The following is a 19278-nucleotide window of genomic DNA, read 5'->3' as shown; positions in this document are numbered from 1 at the left end:
CCCGATCCGCCCCCCCATCAGCTCCGACCGATCCCGCCGCCCCCAGGCCGGCGACCGTGACGGTACGCCTCCAGACGAGCGAGGGCGCGCTCGTGCTCGAGCTCGAGAAACAGCGTGCCCCGATCACCACCGCCAACTTCCTGCGCTATGTCGACGCGAAGCGGCTCGACAACACGACCTTCTACCGGGCGATGAACCTCGGACCCGACACTGGGCTTATTCAAGGCGGGATCAAGGGGGACGGTGCACGCGCGTTTCCGCCGATCGCGCATGAGCCGACCAGCAAGACCGGCATCCTTCACACCGACGCGACGATCTCGCTCGCGCGTCTGGCGCCGGGTACCGGCCGTGCGGATTTCTTCATCACCGTCGGCGCCGTCCCGTTCCTCGACGCGCACCCCGATCAGCCCGGCGACAATAGCGGCTATGCCGCGTTCGGCCATGTCGTCGAGGGGATGGACATCGTCCGTCGCATCCTCGCCGCGCCGACCTCGCCCACCGCTGGCGAGGGCGCGATGAAGGGGCAGATGATCGCCGCGCCGATCCGCATCCTGACGGCGCGGCGGATCGACCCAGCACGGCGCTGACCCGGCGCGAACGCACGCGCAAAATCCGGTATTAATTCTGGTTAAGTAACAGAGTTACAACCATTTTGGGCGATCTCCGGCGGATGCAGATCCAGTCGGCGTCCGTTCTCTCCCATCCCCTCCAGACGCTTCGGGGCGAGGAGGCGGATCGGTCCGACGATGCCGAGGCGCTGCTCGGGATCGCGCTGGCGGCAATGACCGACGGCATCGTCATCTTCGATCGCGACGAGCGCATTGCGGCGATCAATCCCCGCGTCGCCGCGCTGTTTCGCATCGCATGCGACCGTGTCCGCCCGGGCATGGACCTTTCCACCTATCTCGGGATCGTCGGCGAAGCGGTCGGATGGCCCGCCGCACGAACCGCGGCGGTCATCGAGAATCATCGTCTTTGGTGGTCAAGCGAGTCGACCTACGGCGTCGATCACCATTTCGACGACGGCATGATCCTGCAGATTGCCTTCACGCCGCTCTACGACGGCCGGGCGGTCATCACCTACCGCGACATCAGCGTCGAGCGGCGGCTCGCAGACGCCGTCGCGGCGCAGACCGCACAAGCCGACCGGTTCCGCCAGACGATCGCCACCGTCGTCGCACAGACCGATGCGGCGGCGGCCGAGGGTCAGGCGATGGGACGGGCGGGCCAGTCCGAGCTCGAACTGATCGTCCGCGACCTGGGCGAGGTCGTGATCGCGGCGCAACAGTCTACCGCGGCGATGCAGGATGCGGCGCATACCTCCGCGCTCATGGCGGGGATGATCGATACCGTCGTCGATCAGATCCACCATACCAGTACGGCGGCGAGCGGTGCGATGGCGCATGCGGATGAAACCGTCCATCTGACGCAGGGCCTGTCGGACCATGCCGCGTCGATCGGCTCCATCCTCGACGTCATCAGAGGCATCGCGAAACAGACCGGGCTGCTCGCGCTCAATGCCGCGATCGAGGCCGCGCGCAGCGGCGAGGCGGGACGCGGGTTCGCCGTCGTCGCGACCGAGGTGAAGGCGCTCGCGACGCAGACGTCTGCGGCAGTGGCCCGGATCGGACCACAGATCGCGGCGATGCAGGCCGCCACAGGTGACGTGGTCGCGGCGAATCGGGCGATCGCGCGCGACATTGCCGATATCCAGCAGCGTGCGGTCGTCGTCACCGACACCGCCCGCGATCAACATGATCGGATCCTCGCGATCAGCGCGGCGATCGACGAAACCGCCCTCACCGCGCGCGCGATGACCGAGGGCGTCGAACAGCTCGCCAGCCGCAACCGGCGGTTCAACACCACGGCGATGCACATCCGCAGGAATCTGGAATCAGTCCACCTGCTGACGCACGATCTCAGCGTCGCCACCGAAAGCTTTCAGGCGACCTATTGAGCGTGAAGGTAGAGGGGATACCCAGAGGCCGCGTCGCGGTCCGGCGGAAATGGTGGAGCCGAGGGGGATCGAACCCCTGACCTTTCGCATGCCATGCGAACGCTCTCCCAGCTGAGCTACGGCCCCATTCCCGTTGGGAGGCGGGTCACTAACCGGACCCGCCCGGGTTGGCAAGCGGCGTAAACACCGCTCGCCAAATTTCTTTCGATTAGCGCTCGTGCTCGTCCTGCGGCGTCTCGACGCCAAGGTCGTCGTCGCCGCCCAGATCGACTTCGTCGTCCGCGGACGGCTCCTCGTCCTCGCCGGTGATCGAGGCGATATCCTCTTCCTCGTCACCCTCGAGATCCGCGTCGGGCTTCTTGGTGTCGGGCTTGGCGACCTCGAACGGCAGCGGCTGCTTCGACTTCAGGATGGGCTCGGGCTCCCACGCATAGCCGCATTCGATGCAGGTCACGGGGTCGGCTTTTTCGAGGTCGTAGAAACGCGTCGCGCATTTCGGGCACGAACGCTTCGTGCCCCATTCCGGCTTGATCATGCCGATAGAACCTTTCGAATGGATAGATTGTGGGGGATGCCCCCGCAAAGTGGGCGCGCCTTGCCATAGCGCAAGGCCACTGTCAAAAGCCCGGCCCGATGACACACCCCTTCCCCCAGCCTCTCGACGTGGTCGCGCGCGGTCCGCTGACCGGTTCGATCGCGGTTCCCGGCGACAAGTCGATTAGCCACCGCGCGCTGATGTTCGCGAGCCTCGCGGTCGGCACCAGCCGGATCACCGGATTGCTCGAGGGCGAGGACGTACTCGCCACCGCGGCGGCGATGCGCGCGATGGGCGCAGCGATCGAGCGGCAGGACGACGGCATCTGGGTCGTCGACGGTGTCGGCGTCGGCGGGCTGCTCCAGCCCGAGACCGCGCTTGAGATGGGGAATTCCGGCACCTCGACGCGGCTGCTGATGGGGCTCGTCTCGAGCCATCCGATCACCTGTACCTTTACCGGCGACGCCTCGCTGTCGGGACGGCCGATGGGGCGCGTGATCGACCCGCTGTCGCAGATGGGCGCGGACATCACCGCATCGCCCGGCGGCACGCTGCCGCTGATGGTGCGCGGGATCTGCCCCGCGGTGCCGATCACCTACACGCTGCCGGTCGCCTCCGCACAGGTGAAGTCGGCGATCCTGCTGGCCGGGCTCAACACGCCCGGCATCACGACGGTGATCGAACCGGTCGCGACGCGCGATCACAGCGAGCGGATGCTGACCGGGTTCGGTGCGAAGCTGATCGTCGAAGAGACCGACGCGGGCCGCGTGATCTCGATCACCGGCGAGGCGGAGCTGCGGCCGCAGGACATCGTCGTGCCGGGCGATCCGTCGTCCTCGGCCTTCTGGCTGGTCGCAGCGTCGATCGTGCCGGGATCGGATATCGTCGTGCGCAATGTCGGGCTGAACCCGACGCGGGTCGGCATCGTCACGGCGCTGCGCATGATGGGCGCCGACATCACCGAGCTCGACCCGCGGATCGTCGGTGGCGAGCCGGTCGCCGACCTGCGCGTGCGTCACGCACCGCTGACCGCGATCGAGGTCCCCGCCGATCTCGCGCCGAGCATGATCGACGAATATCCGGTGCTGTTCGTCGCTGCGGCGTTCGCGACCGGCACGACGGTCGCGCGCGGCGCGCACGAGCTGCGCGTCAAGGAATCGGACCGGATCACGACGATGCGGATCGCGCTCGAGGCGTGCGGCGTCGCGTGCGAGGAATATGAGGACGGCATGGCGATCACCGGGTCGGGTGGCGCGCCGATTCGCGGTGGCGCTCGGGTGGCCTCGAAACTCGATCACCGCATCGCAATGAGCATGGTGGTGGCTGGACTTGGGAGCCGCGAGCCCGTCACGATCGATGATGTATCGCCGGTGGCGACGAGCTACCCCGTGTTCTTCCGGTCGCTCGACGCGCTTACCGGCCAGGGGAATTAAGATGATCATCGCAGTCGACGGCCCGGCGGCATCGGGCAAGGGCACGATCGCGCGCGCCTTGGCCAAGCATTACAAGCTTCCGTACCTCGATACAGGGCTGCTGTACCGCGCGGTCGCGTTGAACGTGGCGCGGATGGGGCTCGATCCGGAGACCGAGGCGGACGCGGTCGCCGCGTGCGATTTCGACGATGCGATGATGACCGATCCGGCGCTGCGCGACGACGATATCGGCGCGCTGGCCTCGATCGTGTCGGCGCATCCGCTGGTCCGCGCGGCGCTGATGCAGCGGCAGAAGCGGTTCGCCGCGCAGGACGGTGGTGCGATCCTCGACGGCCGCGACATCGGTACGGTGATCGCGCCCGACGCAGATGCCAAGCTGTTCGTGAAGGCGACCCCCAACATCCGCGCGCAGCGGCGGCATGCCGAGTTGCAGGCGCGTGGCGGCACCGCGAGCAAGGATCGCGTGCTGGCGGACATTCGCGCGCGGGATGCGCGCGACAGCGGCCGCTCGACCGCGCCGCTGGTCATGGCGGACGACGCCGCGCTGCTCGATACGAGCTTCCTGTCGATCGAGGCCTCGGTGCAGCGCGCGGTCGCGCTGGTCGAGGCGCAGCGGGCGAAGAAGGCGGCGGTTTAGGCCCTTCCGCTTCCCGCCCCCCCGTCATCCTGACGAAGGTCAGGATCCAGGGTAACGAAGGGCGCGCCATGTGGCTCTGGATCCTGACTTTCGTCAGGATGACGGGGGAAGCCAGCGCCCCCTACAACGCCGTCGCGAGAGTGATCGCGCCCAGCACCACGCCCGGAAAGTTCGCCACCGCGATCGGCCAGTCGCGCTTCGGCTTCAGCACGCCATACGCCACCCAGAGCCCGCAATTGACCATGGTCGCGAACGGCTGAATGATCGAACCCTTCTGCCCGCCAAGGTTCAGCATGATCTGGTCGATATACGACAGATACATCACGATCGCCGTCGCCGTGGCGATCCAGCCCAGCACGAGAATGCCGCGTTCGCTCAAATCTTCGCTCCTGTTGTGAGCAGCCCCCAACGCAGCGCCCGGCGACTTGCTCCCGGGGCAGCGAACTTGCCCCGGAGCGCGGTTTGCGCTACTGCAATGCGTCCGGCGAGCGATGCTCGTGGAGGAAGGCGCGGAGACCTCTGAGTCTCACGCGCCGTTTTCGCATGCAGCGTCTACGTCCTCCGCACCTCGTGCCGTCCGGATGCCGCGCCGACGTTCGGTCGTCGCGGCAACGAAGGCCAAGACCAGCGGACCCAACCGCTTGGCCGGAAACAGACTAGGATTACTGAATTCTATGGCAACCCAGGTAATGCCGACCCGCGACGATTTCGCGGCGATGCTGAACGAAACGCTCGGCGACGCCGACAGCTTCGAGGGCCGCGTGGTGCATGGCACCGTGACCGGCATCGAGAACGACATGGCCGTCATCGACGTCGGTCTGAAGTCGGAAGGCCGCGTGCCGCTTCGCGAATTCGCAGCGCCGGGCCAGAAGGCTGACCTCAAGGTCGGCGACGAAGTCGAAGTCTATGTCGACCGCGTCGAGAACGTCCACGGCGAAGCAATGCTCAGCCGCGATCGTGCGCGCCGCGAAGCCGCATGGGACAAGCTGGAAACCGAATTCTCGAAGACGACCCGCGTCGAGGGCGTGATCTTCGGCCGCGTGAAGGGTGGCTTCACCGTCGACCTGAACGGCGCTGTCGCGTTCCTGCCGGGCTCGCAGGTCGATATCCGCCCTGTGCGCGACGTCACCCCGCTGATGGATATCCCCCAGCCGTTCCAGATCCTGAAGATGGACCGTAAGCGCGGCAACATCGTCGTGTCGCGTCGCGCCGTTCTCGAAGAGACGCGCGCAGAGCAGCGTTCGGGCCTGATCCTGAGCCTCGCCGAGGGCCAGATCATCGACGGCGTCGTCAAGAACATCACCGATTACGGTGCGTTCGTTGACCTCGGCGGCATCGATGGCCTGCTGCACGTCACCGATCTCAGCTACAAGCGCGTCGGTCACCCGAGCGAAGTCCTGAACATCGGCGACACCGTCAAGGTGCAGATCATCCGCATCAACAAGGACACCCAGCGCATCAGCCTCGGCATGAAGCAGCTGGAGAGCGATCCCTGGGATGGCGCGATGGTCAAGTATCCGGTCGGCGCAAAGCTCACCGGCCGCGTCACGAACATCACCGAATATGGTGCGTTCGTCGAGCTGGAAGCGGGCATCGAAGGCCTCGTCCATGTGTCGGAAATGTCCTGGACCAAGAAGAATGTCCATCCGGGCAAGATCGTCAGCACGTCGCAGGAAGTCGACGTCATGGTCCTCGAAGTCGATTCCGAGAAGCGTCGTATCTCGCTCGGTCTCAAGCAGGCTCAGGCCAATCCTTGGGAGGCCTTCGCTGCCGCGCATCCGATCGGCTCGACCGTTGAGGGCGAAGTCAAGAACGCGACCGAATTCGGTCTGTTCATCGGCCTCGACAACGACGTCGACGGCATGGTCCACATGTCCGACATCGCCTGGGGCGTTTCGGGCGAGGACGCGCTCAACCTGCATCGCAAGGGTGAGACCGTCGAGGCCGTCGTGCTCGACATCGACGCCGAGAAGGAGCGTATCTCGCTCGGCATGAAGCAGCTCGAGCGTGGCGGGCCTTCGGCCGGCGGCATCGCAGCAGCAGGCGACAAGCTGAACAAGAACGCGATCGTCACGGTCACCGTTCTCGAAGTCCGCGACGCAGGCCTCGAAGTGCAGCAGGGCGACGATGGCGCGACCGGCTTCATCAAGCGCACGGATCTGGGTCGCGATCGCGACGAGCAGCGTCCGGAGCGTTTCCAGGTCGGCCAGAAGTTCGACGCGATGGTCACCGGTTTCGACCGGTCCAAGAAGCCGACCTTCTCGATCAAGGCGATGCAGATCTCGGAAGAGAAGCAGGCTGTGGCGCAGTACGGGTCGTCGGACTCGGGCGCGACGCTCGGCAACATCCTCGGCGAGGCTCTCAAGGCCCGCACGGAAGCCGAAAAGAAGTAAGCCAGACGGGGACCGGGATGCGTTGATGCATTTCGGTCCCTTTTGCTTTTTGACACCAGACCAATTGGTGCTATCGCCCCTTTTACTGACCTAGATCAGTTTTTTTGCATTTTATGGGCGGGGGCTCTCGACAATGATACGATCCGAACTGGTCCAGAAACTGACGGATGCACATCCGGACCTCGAAGCACGCGAAGTCGAACTGATCGTTTCGTGCTTTTTCGACGAGATTTCAAAGCGACTCGCTGCCGACGGCCGAGTCGAGCTCCGCGGCTTTGGGGCATTTTCGACGCGCGCACGCGACGCGAGGACGGGGCGCAACCCCCGGACCGGCGAAGTCGTCGAGGTCGGCGCCAAACGCGTCCCCTATTTCAAGCCCGGCAAGGAAATGCGCTCGCGGCTCAACGTCGACTGATATCGGGGCCACAGGGCGATTCGCCGGACGACGCGGCGCGAATTCGCGTTCGCCATGGGTTGACCCTGCGCGCCGCCTCGTCTTTCTGATATTTGTGTGCGGACGTGGCGAAACCGGTAGACGCAGGAGACTTAAAATCTCCCTCCCCTGGAGTGCGGGTTCGAGTCCCGCCGTCCGCACCACCATGTCCGCGCTGGCCGCGCTCGTCCTGCTCGCGCCGGCGGCGTGCAATCGCCGGCTCGACATCGGCACCGTGGTCGTCAGCGCGATCGGCGAACCGCCGCGCGTCGCGGACGCCAGCCGCACGCCGCTTGGTACGCCCGACCGGCTGCTGATCGACGCGACCGCGCAGGGACTCGTCCGGTTCGATGCCGCGGGCCAGATCGAACCCGGGCTTGCCGAGCGCTGGATCGTGATCGACGGCGGCATGAGCTACATCTTCCGTCTGCGCGAAGGCCAGTGGGGCGACGGCACGCCGGTGACCGCGAACCAGGTCGTCGGGCTGCTCGACCGCCAGATGGCGCGCGGGTCGCGCAACCCGCTCGCCCCCTTCCTGACCGCGGTCGACGAGATCGTCGTGATGACGCCGCAGGTCATCGAGGTGAGGCTCAACCGGCCGCGCCCCGACCTGCTGAAGCTGTTCGCGCAACCCGAACTCGCGCTGTTACGCGTGCGTCCGAGCGGTGGCAGTGGACCGTTCCGCGTCGCCGCGCTCGGCACCGCGCCGTTGCTGCGCCCCGCCTATGACCCCAATCGCGCCGATCCGGAGGACCAGCGGGAAGAGGAACCCGAGCGCGACGTCCGGCTGATCGGTGAGCGCGCGGCACGGGCGATCGCGCGCTTTGCCGCACGCAACTCGGACATGGTGAGCGGCGGCAGCTTCGCCGACTGGCCGCTGCTCGCGACGACGGACATCGCGCCGGCTTCGATCCGCGTCGATCCCGCGGTCGGCCTGTTCGGACTCGCGATCATATCCCGCAGCGGCTTCCTCGCGACGCCCGCCAACCGGTCCGCGCTGGCGCAGGCGATCGATCGCGTCGCGCTGACATCCGCGATCGCGCCCAATTGGGAGCCAGCGGATCGCATCCTCCCCGATCCGCTCGATTCGGCCGGGCTGCCGCAGGTTCCCGCCTGGACACTGCTGACGCAGGACGAGCGCCGCATCGGCGCACGTCAGCGCGTCGCCGCCTGGGTGAGCGAGAACGGCGGCGCCCCGGTCCGCCTGCGTATCGCGCTCCCCGCGGGCCCCGGTGCGACCTTGCTCTATGCGCATCTCGGCGCGGCGCTCTACGCGATCGGCATCACGCCGGAGCGCGTGCCGATGGACGCCGCCGCCGATCTCAAGCTCGTCGACGCGGTGGCGCCGTATGACAGCGCACGCTGGTACCTCGCGACCGCATGCGCGCCCTGTGGCGAGGCGGCAAGCGCGGCGGTCGAGGCGGCGCGTCAGGCACCGACGCTCGCGACGCGCAGCCAGCGGATCGCGGAGGCCGATGCGGCGGTCAACGAGGATGTCCCGTTCATCCCGCTCGCGCGGCCACTCCGCTGGTCGCTAGTCGCGGCGCGGCTCGCGCAGTGGCAGGCGAATAGTCGCGCCTGGCACCCGTTGAACCGGCTGCGTACCGACACCAACTGATACATATGACCAACACAGCGTCCCGTTTCGATCCCGCGCAGCTTGCCGCTACGCTTCCGCTGGGCCGCGATCCGGCGGCTGTCCGACAGCGTGTCGAAGCACTCGAGCGCATCCTCGAACGCGCGTTCATCCTGCCGGGGCTCAACCGTCCCGTCGGGCTCGATTTTATCGTCGGGCTGATCCCGGTGGTCGGCGACCTGATCGCCGCCGCGATGGGCAGCTGGCTCGTTTGGGAGGCGCGCAACCTCGGCCTCTCGAAATTCCAGATCGCGCGGATGATGGGCAATGTCGGCTTTGACGCCGTATTGGGGTTCGTCCCGTTCGTCGGCGACGCTGCCGACCTGTATTTCCGCTCGAACACGCGCAACCTGAAGATCATCAAGCGGCATCTCGACAAGCATCATCCGTCGACCGTCACGCTGTCGGGCTGAGCCCGGCCCGCGCCGGGTCAGCGGCCGCCGCGCCAGATCTTGATCGCGGTGCCGCTCGTCACACCGCCCGCATGCGCCGGGCAGCGACGATAGCGGAACCGCGTGTCGAGGCAGATCCAGAGCTCGTCGAGCCACCCCTGCCGGGTGGCCGTGACGCGTATCATGCTGGCCTCGAGACCGGGATTGGCGCTGGCCATCGCGCTCGCCAGTCGTCCCGCGGTCATCGGCGTGCGCGACAGCGCGTCCATGTCGGGATAGCGCAGGCGAGCGTACAGACTGCTCGACTGGCGAAAATAGCGCGCCGGCTGGTATCCCGGCATGCACGTCCCGTGCTTGGCCCATTCGTGCTGGATCAGCTGCGCGGAGGGCGTCGAACAGAGTTGGCGCTTGATGACGGCCTGCGGCACGATCGCCGTCGCAGCGCAATATTGCGGCCAGGTCTTGCCCGCCCCGTCCGGCCACAGGCCGTGAAGCGTGAAGCCGAACCGGTTGCCTGCGCCGCACTGGAATGCAGACCCCGGACGATCACCGTTGTCGCGGCAATATTGCGGCGTCCAGGTGATCGCGAGCGTGTAGCTCGCCACGGGCATGACGCGCGCCGGTTCGCGCCCGGACGGAAGATCGGGACGGACCCGCTCGATCCCGCCGGGGACCGAACAGCTATAGGCCTGTCCGGCCGCGACGCCGGGCAATCCCGTCGCAAGTGCCAGCGCCGCGCGCAGCATCGTGTTCGAGGCGCGGATCATGCCTCGCGCTCCGCATCATCGGCATCGCCGTCATAGTCGTCATCGCGGTACGCCATGTCCGCGAACCAGGCGCGCGCGCGCGGGCGGAACAGCAATACGATGGGGATGAGCGTGAGGACGAGCTGGACGATCGTCAGCACGCCATTGAGACCCGTCGCGAGGATCCCGTTGCTGACCTGCACCGCCACCCCGAGCGCGCCGAGCGCGGTCAGTGCGATCAGCAGCCAGAGTGCGATCCTGCTGGCCTTGCGCGTCGTCAAGATCAGCAGCAGCAACGACAGTCCGATCCCGAACGCGGTCACGCCGCCGGCGAGGATCACGCCGCCCTGCGCAACCGCCGCGTCCCATGTCAGCACGCTGATGAGGACGAGGATCGCGATCGACGCCAGATAGAGCCGTTCGGCCAGGACCACGGATTTCGGACGCATCTTTACCCTATCGGTTCGTCAGGACTTCGGCCGCACGCTACTCGCTGCGGCACGATACGCAAACGTCAAAGCGGGTCCAGACGCCGGCGATCAGAGTGGCGCGAAATCGAGGCCGATATCGGCCGCGGGCGCGGACTGGGTGAGCCGCCCGACCGAGACATAGGTGACCCCCGTCTCGGCGATCGCGCGGATCGTCTCCAGCGATACGCCCCCCGATGCCTCGGTCGGCACGCGCCCGTCGACGAGCGCCACCGCACCGCGCAGGATTGCCGGCGGCATGTTGTCGAGCAGGAGCTGCGTCGCACCGGCGGACAGCGCAGGCTCGATCTGGTCGACCCGGTCGACCTCGACGATGATCTGCGCGATCCCCGCCGCCCTGGCGCGCCGGACCGCTTCGCCGACATCGCCGGCGACCGCGACATGGTTGTCCTTGATCATCGCCGCGTCCCACAGACCCATGCGGTGGTTCTTCGCGCCGCCCATCCGCGTCGCGTATTTTTCGAGCACGCGCAGCCCGGGAATCGTCTTGCGGGTGTCGAGCAGGATCGCGCCGGTTCCGTGCATCGCCTCGACATAGGCGCGCGTCATCGTCGCGATCCCGGAAAGATGCTGCACGGTGTTCAGCGCCGAGCGCTCCGCGGTGAGCATCGCGCGCGCGCTTCCCTCGAGCCGCATGAGCTGCGTTCCCGCCGGAACCGCCTGCCCGTCCTCGACCAGATGCGTGATCCGCACGTCGCGGTCGAGCGCACGGAAGAACGCGTCGGCGAGGTCGAGCCCCGCGACGACGATCGCGTCGCGGCTGTCCATCACCCCCGCGAACCGCGCCTGCTCGGGGATCACCGCCGCCGACGTGATGTCGCCGACGGTGCCGAGATCTTCTGCCAGCGTTGCCGCCACGAAGGTGGCGATGTCGAAGCCCGACAATTCGGTCATGATCTGATCCTGGTTTCACCGTGCCGATCCGGCGTTTGCCGCACCGCGCGGTCACCGGAAGGGACGGTATTAATCGTACAATAAATAGGGCATATCATGATCCCGGCGCCGGGCGGAATCGACGCTGAACATCAGGAACCGCAATGCCGTCGGATACGCTTACCCAAACCACGCGACTCGTCTCCCTGCTCACCGAAGCGCTGGCGCTAGCCGACGCGATCGGCCTGCCGCTCGCGGCCATCCATATCGACGAGGCGATCGCCGGCATCACCCAGGCCAACGATCCGCAACAGGCCTGACGGGCGGCCTGATCAGTCCCCCGTCACCATCGCAGGGCCGAGATCGCCCTTGCCGACGGTGTTGGACGCCATCGCCAGCATCGCATCGAGACTCGTCTTCGCACGCAGCCTGAGGCCTTCCTCGATCTCGATCCGCGGCGACAGGTCGCGCAGCGCGACGTAGAGCTTTTCCATCGTGTTGAGCGCCATGTACGGGCAGATATTGCAGTTGCAGTTGCCGTCCGCACCCGGCGCCCCGATGAAGCGCTTGTTTGGCAGCGCCTTCTCCATCTGGTGGATGATGTGCGGCTCGGTCGCGACGATCAGCGTGTCGCCGGGCATCCCGATCGCATAATCGAGGATACCGCGCGTCGAGCCGACATAATCGGCGTGATCGAGGATGATCGGCGGGCATTCGGGATGCGCGACGATCGGTGCGCCGGGATTGGCGGCCTTGAGCTTGAGCAGTTCGGTCTCGCTGAACGCCTCGTGGACGATGCACACGCCCGGCCACAGCAGCATCTCGCGCCCGGTCTTGCGCACCAGATACCCGCCGAGATTGCGATCGGGGCCGAAAATGATCTTTTGGTCCTTGGGCAGCTGCGCGAGGATCGTCTCCGCGGACGACGACGTCACGATGATGTCGGACAGCGCCTTCACCTCGGTCGAACAGTTGATGTACGTCAGCGCGATGTGATCGGGGTGCTTGGCGCGAAAGGCCGCGAACTGCTCGGGCGGGCAGCTGTCCTCGAGGCTGCACCCGGCATCCATGTCGGGCAGCACCACGGTCTTGTCGGGCGACAGGATCTTGGCGGTCTCGGCCATGAAGCGCACGCCGCAGAACGCGATCACGTCGGCGTCGGTCGCCGCCGCCTTGCGCGACAGGTCGAGGCTGTCGCCGACGAAATCGGCGATGTCCTGCAATTCGGGCTTCTGGTAGTAATGCGCGAGGATGATCGCGTTCTTCTCCTTGCGGAGGCGTTCGATCTCGGCCCGAATGTCGATGCCCGCAAGATTCTGCTGAAGTTCCATGGTCGTATCCCGGTTTAGTTGCGGTTCCCTAGCACGTCCTGCAGCGAACGCGACGCATCCCATCGTTCGGAATTCGCGACGGGTTCGTCGGCAAAGCGCACCGTGACGGTCGCGTCGACGCCCGCCGCGCGCAGCGGCATCGCGAAGCTGCGCTCGACCGCGCGCCGTGTCGCGTCGCGTGCGAGACGGATCATCGCCGGCTCGCGCGCCTGGCGCATCAGTTCGACCTGCCCCGCACGACGGTTGGCGGTATCGAGCCGCTTCTCCGCATCGGTGAGCGTCGCGAGCAACCCGCCCGAACTATATTCCCGCAGTGCGTTCAGATCGACCTGGGGCCCGTCGACCTCGACCGCGGGAAGCCGCACGCCCAGTGTCCGCGTCTCGGCGTTCCACGTGACGTCACGCTGCGTCAGCTTGGCGAGATCGACATCGTACCGCACCATGCCGGGCATGATCAGCGTCTTCTCGGTCGAGAAGCCAAGCTGCGATTGGCGCGAGGTAACGACCGCGACGAATCGCGCGGCAAAGGTCGACAGCCGGTTCTGTTCGCGCAGCCCCTCGAGGCTTGCGCTCGCGATCGTCGTCGGATCGGGCGTGAGCCGGCTCTCGACATAACGCTGCACGCCCCAGAGCGCGATCAATGCCGCGAGGGCAAGCAGGACGAGGACGCCTGCCGCCTTTGCGAGGAATGCACCTATGCTGCCACGCTGCCGGACGGGTGCCACGCCGGCCGACTCGTTCACTCCGCGATCCGCCATGCGCCGCCCTCCCTCGCCTCGTCGACCATCATGCGGCCCCGCAGATCATACAGATGCGCGAGCACCGAGCCCTTGGCACCCGGTACCAGTTTTGGATCGAGCCCGACATACATGTGCGTGACGAGCTCGCCGACAGTCCGGTCGCGCTCGCGCAGCAGTCGCAGGATCTGCCCCTCGCGCTGCCTGCGGTGCCCGAGCATCCCGCGGACCAGCCGCTGCGGTCGCTCGATCACCTCGCCATGCCCGGGATAATACACCCTGTCGTCGCGCTGCATCAGCAGTTCTAGGCTCCGCATATAGGCAGTCATGTCGCCATCGGGCGGAACGACGACCGTCGTCGACCAGCCCATGACGTGATCGCCCGAGAACAACGCCCCCGTCTCGAGCAGCGCGAAGGCGAGATGGTTGGACGTATGACCCGGCGTCGCGAGCGCCTCGAGCGTCCAGCCCTCGCCGGTCACCCGGTCGCCCGTCGCCAGAACGCGGTCGGGGCGATACAACGGATCGAACGCGGCTTCGCCACCGGCCTTGTCCGGCCCGAACGGCGCGGCCCCCACGATCGGCGCGCCAGTTGCCGCCTGCAGCGGCCGCGTCGCAGGGCTGTGGTCACGGTGATGATGCGTGACGACGATTGCGGTGACCCGGCGCCCGGCGATCACGCGCTCGAGCGCGTCGAGATGCGCGGCGTCATCGGGGCCGGGGTCGATCACCGCAACGTCGGCCGTACCGACGATGTGGGTCTGTGTGCCGGTAAAGGTATAGGGCGACGCGTTCGGCGCGAGCACGCGCGTGACAAGCGGCTCGAGCTGGATCGGGATGCCGGTCGGATGCTCAGCCATTGCCAGGAAATGGCGGCTCGGCGCGGTCAAGGCAAGAGGGGCCGTGCGGCGGCGCGCGGGCCTGTGTCGGAATGCTTTACAGGAGGCCGGGTATCGATCGGCCGGTTAACCATCGTGACGCGCGGAAAACGGTCATCGATGAAGACTGGCACGGCGCATGCTAGGATAGTGATGTTACCGAGCGTTCAGCGCTTTGCAGGGTGGACGGCCCGCTATTCCAGTCTCGCGACCGTCCACCCTCACCCGGTATCTGCTGAAATCAGCTGGCCGTCTTCTGCGCCTCGAACAGCTGCTTCAGCTCGCCGCTCTCGTACATTTCCATCATGATGTCGGACCCGCCGAGAAACTCGCCGTCGACATATAGCTGCGGAATCGTCGGCCAGTCCGAATAGGCCTTGATGCCCTGACGGATTCCCTGGTCCTGCAACACGTCGACCGTCTCGAACTCGACCTCGAGATGGTTGAGGATCGCGATCGCGCGGCTCGAAAAGCCGCATTGCGGGAACAGGGGGCTGCCCTTCATGAACAGCACCACGGGATTGGCCTTAACCAGCGCGTCGATGCGGGCGTTCGTATCGTCGGTCATGTCGTCGTCCTTATGCAATCACGGTCGTAAGTTGGAGCGCATGCAGCGTGCCGCCCATATGGCCGCCCAGTGCATCGTAAACGCTCTTGTGCTGCTTCACCCGGCTTAGCCCGGCAAAGCTGCTGCTGGTCACCTTCGCGGCGTAGTGATCGCCGTCGCCCGCCAGATCGGTAATCTCGACCTGCGCGTCGGGGATCGCTGTACGGATCATCGTGCTGATATCATCGGCAGTCATCGGCATCGGGCTACTGAGCCTCCATAAGTTGACGGCGCGCCTCGATCATCTGCTGCGCCAGCGCACGGCGCACCGTCGCCTCGTCGTGATCGAGCCCCGCCGCGGTCATATCTCCAACCAGTTTGCGGACGACGTCGTCATCGCCGCCGCCCTCCAGGTCGGCATGGACGAGCGCGGTCGCATAGGCGTCCGCTTCCTCACGGGTCAAACGCATCTCGGCCGCAGCCCACTGACCAAGAAGGCGATTCCTGCGCGCGGTGATCCGGAAAGCCATTTCCTCGTCACGCGCGAACTTCGCCTCGAAAGACCGTTCGCGATCGTCAAAGCTCGTCATGGCGGTTGTTTCCCCTGCGGCGTCTCGGCGCTTGAGATAGGTAGCACCCAAGGTGAACGCAATAAATTGGTTCACGGCTGGAACAAACCCGCTCGATTAACCATAGTATGAGACGGTCACGTGACACAGCGCACGGACATGGAGAGCATGATGGCAGGATCTCATATTTTGCACGCGTCGGGCCATCGGTCCGTGTCAGCCAGCCTCAGCCAATCCGCTCCGACCTCGAAAAGCCGGCGTGGTCCGCATGCGATGCAGGGCATGTTCTACGGCGTCGTGCTGTCGAGCGTCCTCTGGCTGCTGATTGCGCTGCTGGTCATCAGCCTGGTGTGATCCGACACCGGCCTGGCCGGATCGCTTTATCTGCCAACCTCGACGACCAGTTTGCCGATCGCGTTACGCGCCGCCATCTTGGCGATCGCCTTGCCGCCCTCCTCGAACGCAAAGACCTCGGTCACGCGCGGCGCGATCTTCCCATCCTTCCACAACGCGAACAGCGTTTCGATATGCGCCTGGTTCGCCTTTGGATCGCGCGCGGCGAACGCCCCCCAGAACACGCCGCACACATCGCAGCTCTTGAGCAGCGTCAGGTTGAGCGGCAGCCGCGGGATGCCCGCGGGGAAGCCCACCACCAGATACCGCCCTTCCCACGCGATCGACCGCAGCGCCGGCTCGGCATAATCGCCGCCGACGGGATCATAGATGACATCCGCGCCACCCTTGCCGACCGCCGCCTTGAACTGTTCGGCGAGCGCCTTGGACTGGTCCTTGTCGAACGGCGCGCGCGCATAGACCAGCGTCTCGTCCGCGCCCGCGTTCCGCGCTGCGGCGGCTTTTTCATCCGACGAGACGGCCGCGACGACGCGCGCACCGAACGCCTTGCCGAGTTCGATCGCCGCCAGACCGACGCCGCCGGCCGCACCCAGCACGAGCAGCGTCTGACCCGCTGCGATATGCCCGCGGTCGAGCAGCGCGTGGATCGTCGTGCCATAGGTCAGGATCAGCGACGCCCCCTCGGCAAAGCTGCGGCCTTCGGGCAGGCGGTACAGCTTGGCCGGGTCGGCGATGACCTTTTCGCACAGGCCGCCATGGCCGAGCATCGCGATCACGCGGTCACCGACCTGCCAGCCCTGGACGCCCTCGCCCACCGCATCGATGACGCCGGAGATCTCGCCACCCGGCGCGAACGGACGTTCGGGCTTGAACTGATATTTGTCCTCGATGATCAGGACGTCGGGAAAGTTGATCGCGCACGCCTTGACCGCGATCACGACCTGTCCCCGACCGGCGACCGGATCGGGTAGCTCGGACAATGTCAGAGTTTCAGGTCCGCCCGGCGCCGTCGACAGCAATGCCCGCATATCCGCTTTTCCTCTCCAGCCAGGGGCGGTGTTCGACCACCGCCTCCTCGAATTTAGAAATCGCGGTATCCCTTGCCAGTGTCAGACCGACTTCGTCCAGCCCCTCGATCAGGCACTGGCGGCGAAAGGGATCGAGTTCGAAGGTGAAACGGTCCTGGAACGGGGTGGTCACGGTCATCGATTCGAGGTCGATCGTCACCGGATCGGTCTTTGCGACTTCGACCAGCCGGTCGACCGCCGCCTGCGGCAGGACGACCGCGACGATGCCGTTCTTGAACGCATTGCCCGAGAAGATGTCCGAAAAGCTCGGCGCGATCACCGCGGTGATGCCCATGTCGGCCAGCGCCCAGGCGGCATGCTCGCGACTCGAACCGCAGCCGAAATTGTCCCCGGCGATCAGGATCGGCGAGCCGGCGAATTCGGGATCGTCGAACAGATTGCCCGGCTGCGCGCGGATCGTCTCGAACGCGCCGCGGCCAAGCCCCGTGCGCGTGATCGTCTTGAGCCAGTGCGCGGGGATGATGACGTCGGTATCGACGTTCTTCGCGCCCCACGGATAGGCCCGCCCCGATACCGTCGTGACCGGCCTCATCGCGCGCTGGCCGCCGTTCGTCCGCCGCTGGCCTCCGGGCCGGCCGCAATGCGCGCGGTTTCGCGCCCGAGCGTGCCGGGGACGGTCCGCGCCGCGGCCATGTACGCGGCCACGCCGCTCACCACCGCGCCTGCCATCAGCAGGATCATCACACGCTTCATACTTCGCCCCTCATCAGATCACGCACGTCGCTCAGATGGCCTGTCACCGCTGCCGCGGCGGCCATTGCGGGCGAGAGCAGATGCGTGCGCGCACCCGGCCCCTGCCGCCCGACGAAATTTCGGTTGCTCGTCGATGCGCAGCGCTCGCCCGGCGGCACCTTGTCGGGGTTCATCGCGAGGCACATCGAACAGCCCGGTTCGCGCCATTCGAACCCGGCGCTGGTGAAGATCCGGTCGAGCCCCTCGGCCTCGGCCTGCCGCTTGACGAGTCCCGACCCGGGCACGACCAGCGCGCGCACCCCGTCGGCGACGTGGCGGCCATTGGCGATCGTCGCCGCCGCGCGCAGATCCTCGATCCGGCTGTTCGTGCAACTGCCGATGAAGACGTGCTGGATGCTGACGTCCTGCATCGCCGTCCCCGGCGTCAGTCCCATATATTCGAGCGACTTGCGCGCCGCCGCCTGCTTCGACGGGTCGGCGAAGCTCATCGGATCGGGCACATGGCCTGTGATCGGCACGACGTCCTCGGGGCTCGTCCCCCAGGTCAGCCCGGGCGCGATGTCGCTCGCCTGCAAGACGACCGAGGCGTCGTAGCGTGCGGACGGGTCGCTCGGCAGCGTGCGCCACCAAGCCAGCGCGCGCTCCCACGCCTCACCCGACGGCGCCATCGGCCGCCCCTTGATATAGGCGAACGTCGTCTCGTCGGGCGCGACGAGGCCGGCGCGCGCGCCCGCCTCGATCGACATGTTCGCGACCGTCAGGCGCCCCTCGATCGACATCGCGCGGATCACGTCGCCGGTATATTCTAGGACATGCCCGGTCCCGCCCGCCGCACCCAGCCGGCCGACGATCGCGAGGATCACGTCCTTGGGGCTGACGCCGAACCCGAGCACGCCGTCGACGCGGACCTCCATCGTCTTCGACTGGCTCAGCAACAGCGTCTGTGTGGCGAGGACATGCTCGACCTCGCTCGTTCCGATCCCGAACGCCAGCGCGCCGAGCGCACCATGCGCCGACGTATGGCTGTCACCGCACACCAGCGTCGAGCCGGGCAGCGTGAAGCCGAGCTCGGGGCCGACGACATGGACGATCCCCTGCTCCGCCGCGGTCGCGTCGATATAGTCGATGCCGAACTCGGTCGTGTTCCGACGCAGCGCGTCGAGCTGCTGCGCGCTTTCGGGGTCGGCGATCGGCAGCGGCACGCCCGCGGCATCGACCCGCGCCGTCGTCGGGAGGTTGTGATCGGGCACCGCGAGCGTCAGGTCGGGCCGCCGCACACGTCGGCCGGCGACGCGCAGCCCTTCGAACGCCTGCGGACTGGTCACCTCATGGACGAGATGACGGTCGATATAGATCAGGCACGTGCCGTCGTCGCGACGCTCGACGACATGCGATGCCCAGATTTTTTCGTACAATGTTTGCGGACGGGAAGCCATGACGCCTCCGTTAACCGATAATAGCTGCCGAGCAAACGCTTGCGGCAATTTTCATGCGTCAATTGGACCGGTCGTGCTTCCCAAGGGATGACGGCCTCCGCTGCACGACGTTCAGAGTGCTT

General features: G+C 66.6%; 25 protein-coding genes and 2 tRNA genes. 11 read left to right on the top strand and 16 right to left on the bottom strand.

Annotation, left to right across the window (positions count from 1 at the left end):
- On the top strand, positions 1 to 587 hold a 587-nt coding region (locus AC0CH3_RS15725), incomplete at its 5' end, for a peptidylprolyl isomerase (protein WP_465238048.1).
- An 83-nt stretch (positions 588 to 670) separates the two neighbouring features.
- Positions 671 to 1957 carry a methyl-accepting chemotaxis protein gene (locus AC0CH3_RS15720; protein WP_354303015.1) on the top strand — a complete coding sequence of 429 codons (1287 nt, stop codon included), beginning with the start codon at positions 671 to 673 and terminating at the stop codon, positions 1955 to 1957.
- Positions 1958 to 2007: 50 nt separating this feature from the next.
- On the opposite strand, the gene AC0CH3_RS15715 is transcribed toward AC0CH3_RS15720, so the two are convergent.
- Positions 2008 to 2083 (bottom strand) — tRNA-Ala (locus tag AC0CH3_RS15715).
- 82 nt (positions 2084 to 2165) lie between these two features.
- Positions 2166 to 2492: a TIGR02300 family protein gene (locus AC0CH3_RS15710; RefSeq protein WP_031395784.1), complete on the bottom strand. Its 327-nt coding sequence runs from the start codon at positions 2490 to 2492 to the stop codon at positions 2166 to 2168.
- A 98-nt stretch (positions 2493 to 2590) separates the two neighbouring features.
- Between AC0CH3_RS15710 and aroA the strand changes: the two genes are divergently transcribed.
- Positions 2591 to 3925, top strand: coding sequence for a 3-phosphoshikimate 1-carboxyvinyltransferase (gene aroA, locus AC0CH3_RS15705; RefSeq protein ID WP_354303017.1), 1335 nt, complete (start codon positions 2591 to 2593; stop codon positions 3923 to 3925).
- Position 3926: 1 nt separating this feature from the next.
- A complete protein-coding gene (cmk, locus tag AC0CH3_RS15700; protein ID WP_354303019.1) occupies positions 3927 to 4562 on the top strand; it encodes a (d)CMP kinase in 636 nt (211 codons plus the stop codon).
- A 121-nt stretch (positions 4563 to 4683) separates the two neighbouring features.
- Here cmk and AC0CH3_RS15695 read toward each other — a convergent pair whose 3' ends face one another.
- On the bottom strand, positions 4684 to 4941 hold the full coding sequence (locus AC0CH3_RS15695) for a SemiSWEET family transporter (RefSeq protein WP_354303021.1): 258 nt from the start codon (positions 4939 to 4941) through the stop codon (positions 4684 to 4686).
- A 295-nt stretch (positions 4942 to 5236) separates the two neighbouring features.
- Here AC0CH3_RS15695 and rpsA point away from each other — a divergent pair, with 295 nt between their 5' ends.
- The 5 genes from rpsA to AC0CH3_RS15670 all read left to right on the top strand — a co-directional run bounded on the left by rpsA (position 5237) and on the right by AC0CH3_RS15670 (position 9437).
- Positions 5237 to 6955 carry a 30S ribosomal protein S1 gene (gene rpsA, locus AC0CH3_RS15690; RefSeq protein WP_055879635.1) on the top strand — a complete coding sequence of 573 codons (1719 nt, stop codon included), beginning with the start codon at positions 5237 to 5239 and terminating at the stop codon, positions 6953 to 6955.
- A 133-nt stretch (positions 6956 to 7088) separates the two neighbouring features.
- The gene (locus tag AC0CH3_RS15685) at positions 7089 to 7370 is read left to right on the top strand and encodes an integration host factor subunit beta (protein WP_056020619.1); all 282 of its coding nucleotides are present in this window, start codon (positions 7089 to 7091) and stop codon (positions 7368 to 7370) included.
- 98 nt (positions 7371 to 7468) lie between these two features.
- Positions 7469 to 7552: transfer RNA gene (locus AC0CH3_RS15680), tRNA-Leu, on the top strand.
- Positions 7553 to 7554: 2 nt separating this feature from the next.
- Positions 7555 to 9006: an ABC transporter substrate-binding protein gene (locus AC0CH3_RS15675; RefSeq protein WP_354303024.1), complete on the top strand. Its 1452-nt coding sequence runs from the start codon at positions 7555 to 7557 to the stop codon at positions 9004 to 9006.
- Between the two features lie 5 nt (positions 9007 to 9011).
- Positions 9012 to 9437, top strand: a complete 426-nt coding sequence (locus tag AC0CH3_RS15670; protein WP_354303026.1) for a DUF4112 domain-containing protein — start codon at positions 9012 to 9014, stop codon at positions 9435 to 9437.
- Between the two features lie 17 nt (positions 9438 to 9454).
- Here the strand turns inward: AC0CH3_RS15670 and AC0CH3_RS15665 are convergent, their stop codons facing one another.
- From AC0CH3_RS15665 to nadC, 3 genes are all read right to left on the bottom strand, one after another.
- Positions 9455 to 10183 carry a ribonuclease T2 gene (locus AC0CH3_RS15665; protein ID WP_457325919.1) on the bottom strand — a complete coding sequence of 243 codons (729 nt, stop codon included), beginning with the start codon at positions 10181 to 10183 and terminating at the stop codon, positions 9455 to 9457.
- Positions 10180 to 10611: a hypothetical protein gene (locus AC0CH3_RS15660; RefSeq protein ID WP_354303028.1), complete on the bottom strand. Its 432-nt coding sequence runs from the start codon at positions 10609 to 10611 to the stop codon at positions 10180 to 10182. Before AC0CH3_RS15660 ends, AC0CH3_RS15665 begins: the two co-directional genes overlap by 4 nt.
- A gap of 90 nt (positions 10612 to 10701) precedes the next feature.
- A complete protein-coding gene (nadC, locus tag AC0CH3_RS15655; RefSeq protein WP_354303030.1) occupies positions 10702 to 11544 on the bottom strand; it encodes a carboxylating nicotinate-nucleotide diphosphorylase in 843 nt (280 codons plus the stop codon).
- 143 nt (positions 11545 to 11687) lie between these two features.
- On the opposite strand from nadC, the gene AC0CH3_RS15650 reads away from it, so the two are divergent.
- A complete protein-coding gene (locus AC0CH3_RS15650; protein WP_465238047.1) occupies positions 11688 to 11843 on the top strand; it encodes a hypothetical protein in 156 nt (51 codons plus the stop codon).
- A gap of 12 nt (positions 11844 to 11855) precedes the next feature.
- On the opposite strand, the gene nadA is transcribed toward AC0CH3_RS15650, so the two are convergent.
- From nadA to AC0CH3_RS15620, 6 genes are all read right to left on the bottom strand, one after another.
- Positions 11856 to 12854, bottom strand: a complete 999-nt coding sequence (gene nadA, locus AC0CH3_RS15645) for a quinolinate synthase NadA (protein WP_354303034.1) — start codon at positions 12852 to 12854, stop codon at positions 11856 to 11858.
- Positions 12855 to 12868: 14 nt separating this feature from the next.
- Positions 12869 to 13612: a DUF4230 domain-containing protein gene (locus AC0CH3_RS15640; protein WP_354303035.1), complete on the bottom strand. Its 744-nt coding sequence runs from the start codon at positions 13610 to 13612 to the stop codon at positions 12869 to 12871.
- Entirely contained in the window at positions 13594 to 14451 is an 858-nt protein-coding gene (locus AC0CH3_RS15635; RefSeq protein ID WP_354303037.1) for an MBL fold metallo-hydrolase, read from the bottom strand. Before AC0CH3_RS15635 ends, AC0CH3_RS15640 begins: the two co-directional genes overlap by 19 nt.
- Positions 14452 to 14710: 259 nt before the next feature.
- Entirely contained in the window at positions 14711 to 15037 is a 327-nt protein-coding gene (gene grxD / locus AC0CH3_RS15630) for a Grx4 family monothiol glutaredoxin (protein WP_056020597.1), read from the bottom strand.
- Positions 15038 to 15047: 10 nt separating this feature from the next.
- Positions 15048 to 15278 carry a BolA/IbaG family iron-sulfur metabolism protein gene (locus AC0CH3_RS15625; protein ID WP_354303039.1) on the bottom strand — a complete coding sequence of 77 codons (231 nt, stop codon included), beginning with the start codon at positions 15276 to 15278 and terminating at the stop codon, positions 15048 to 15050.
- A 4-nt stretch (positions 15279 to 15282) separates the two neighbouring features.
- Positions 15283 to 15606 carry a DUF1476 domain-containing protein gene (locus AC0CH3_RS15620; RefSeq protein ID WP_056020591.1) on the bottom strand — a complete coding sequence of 108 codons (324 nt, stop codon included), beginning with the start codon at positions 15604 to 15606 and terminating at the stop codon, positions 15283 to 15285.
- 120 nt (positions 15607 to 15726) lie between these two features.
- Between AC0CH3_RS15620 and AC0CH3_RS15615 the strand changes: the two genes are divergently transcribed.
- Positions 15727 to 15939, top strand: a complete 213-nt coding sequence (locus tag AC0CH3_RS15615; RefSeq protein ID WP_465238046.1) for a hypothetical protein — start codon at positions 15727 to 15729, stop codon at positions 15937 to 15939.
- A 26-nt stretch (positions 15940 to 15965) separates the two neighbouring features.
- Here AC0CH3_RS15615 and AC0CH3_RS15610 read toward each other — a convergent pair whose 3' ends face one another.
- Genes AC0CH3_RS15610 through leuC form a run of 4 tightly spaced genes read right to left on the bottom strand, consistent with a single transcriptional unit; the run spans position 15966 to position 19156 of the window.
- A complete protein-coding gene (locus AC0CH3_RS15610) occupies positions 15966 to 16967 on the bottom strand; it encodes an NADPH:quinone oxidoreductase family protein (protein ID WP_354303043.1) in 1002 nt (333 codons plus the stop codon).
- On the bottom strand, positions 16930 to 17559 hold the full coding sequence (gene leuD, locus AC0CH3_RS15605; protein ID WP_056020588.1) for a 3-isopropylmalate dehydratase small subunit: 630 nt from the start codon (positions 17557 to 17559) through the stop codon (positions 16930 to 16932). Before leuD ends, AC0CH3_RS15610 begins: the two co-directional genes overlap by 38 nt.
- The gene (locus tag AC0CH3_RS15600) at positions 17556 to 17720 is read right to left on the bottom strand and encodes a hypothetical protein (RefSeq protein WP_156350373.1); all 165 of its coding nucleotides are present in this window, start codon (positions 17718 to 17720) and stop codon (positions 17556 to 17558) included. Before AC0CH3_RS15600 ends, leuD begins: the two co-directional genes overlap by 4 nt.
- Positions 17717 to 19156, bottom strand: a complete 1440-nt coding sequence (leuC, locus tag AC0CH3_RS15595; RefSeq protein WP_354303046.1) for a 3-isopropylmalate dehydratase large subunit — start codon at positions 19154 to 19156, stop codon at positions 17717 to 17719. The genes AC0CH3_RS15600 and leuC overlap by 4 nt, the downstream gene beginning before the upstream one ends.
- Positions 19157 to 19278 lie beyond the last annotated feature (122 nt).

It is taken from the genome of Sphingomonas sp. AC449 (genome assembly GCF_979253475.1).
The sequence above is the reverse complement of the archived record's forward strand: the minus strand, read 5'-3'. Positions and strand labels throughout refer to the sequence as shown.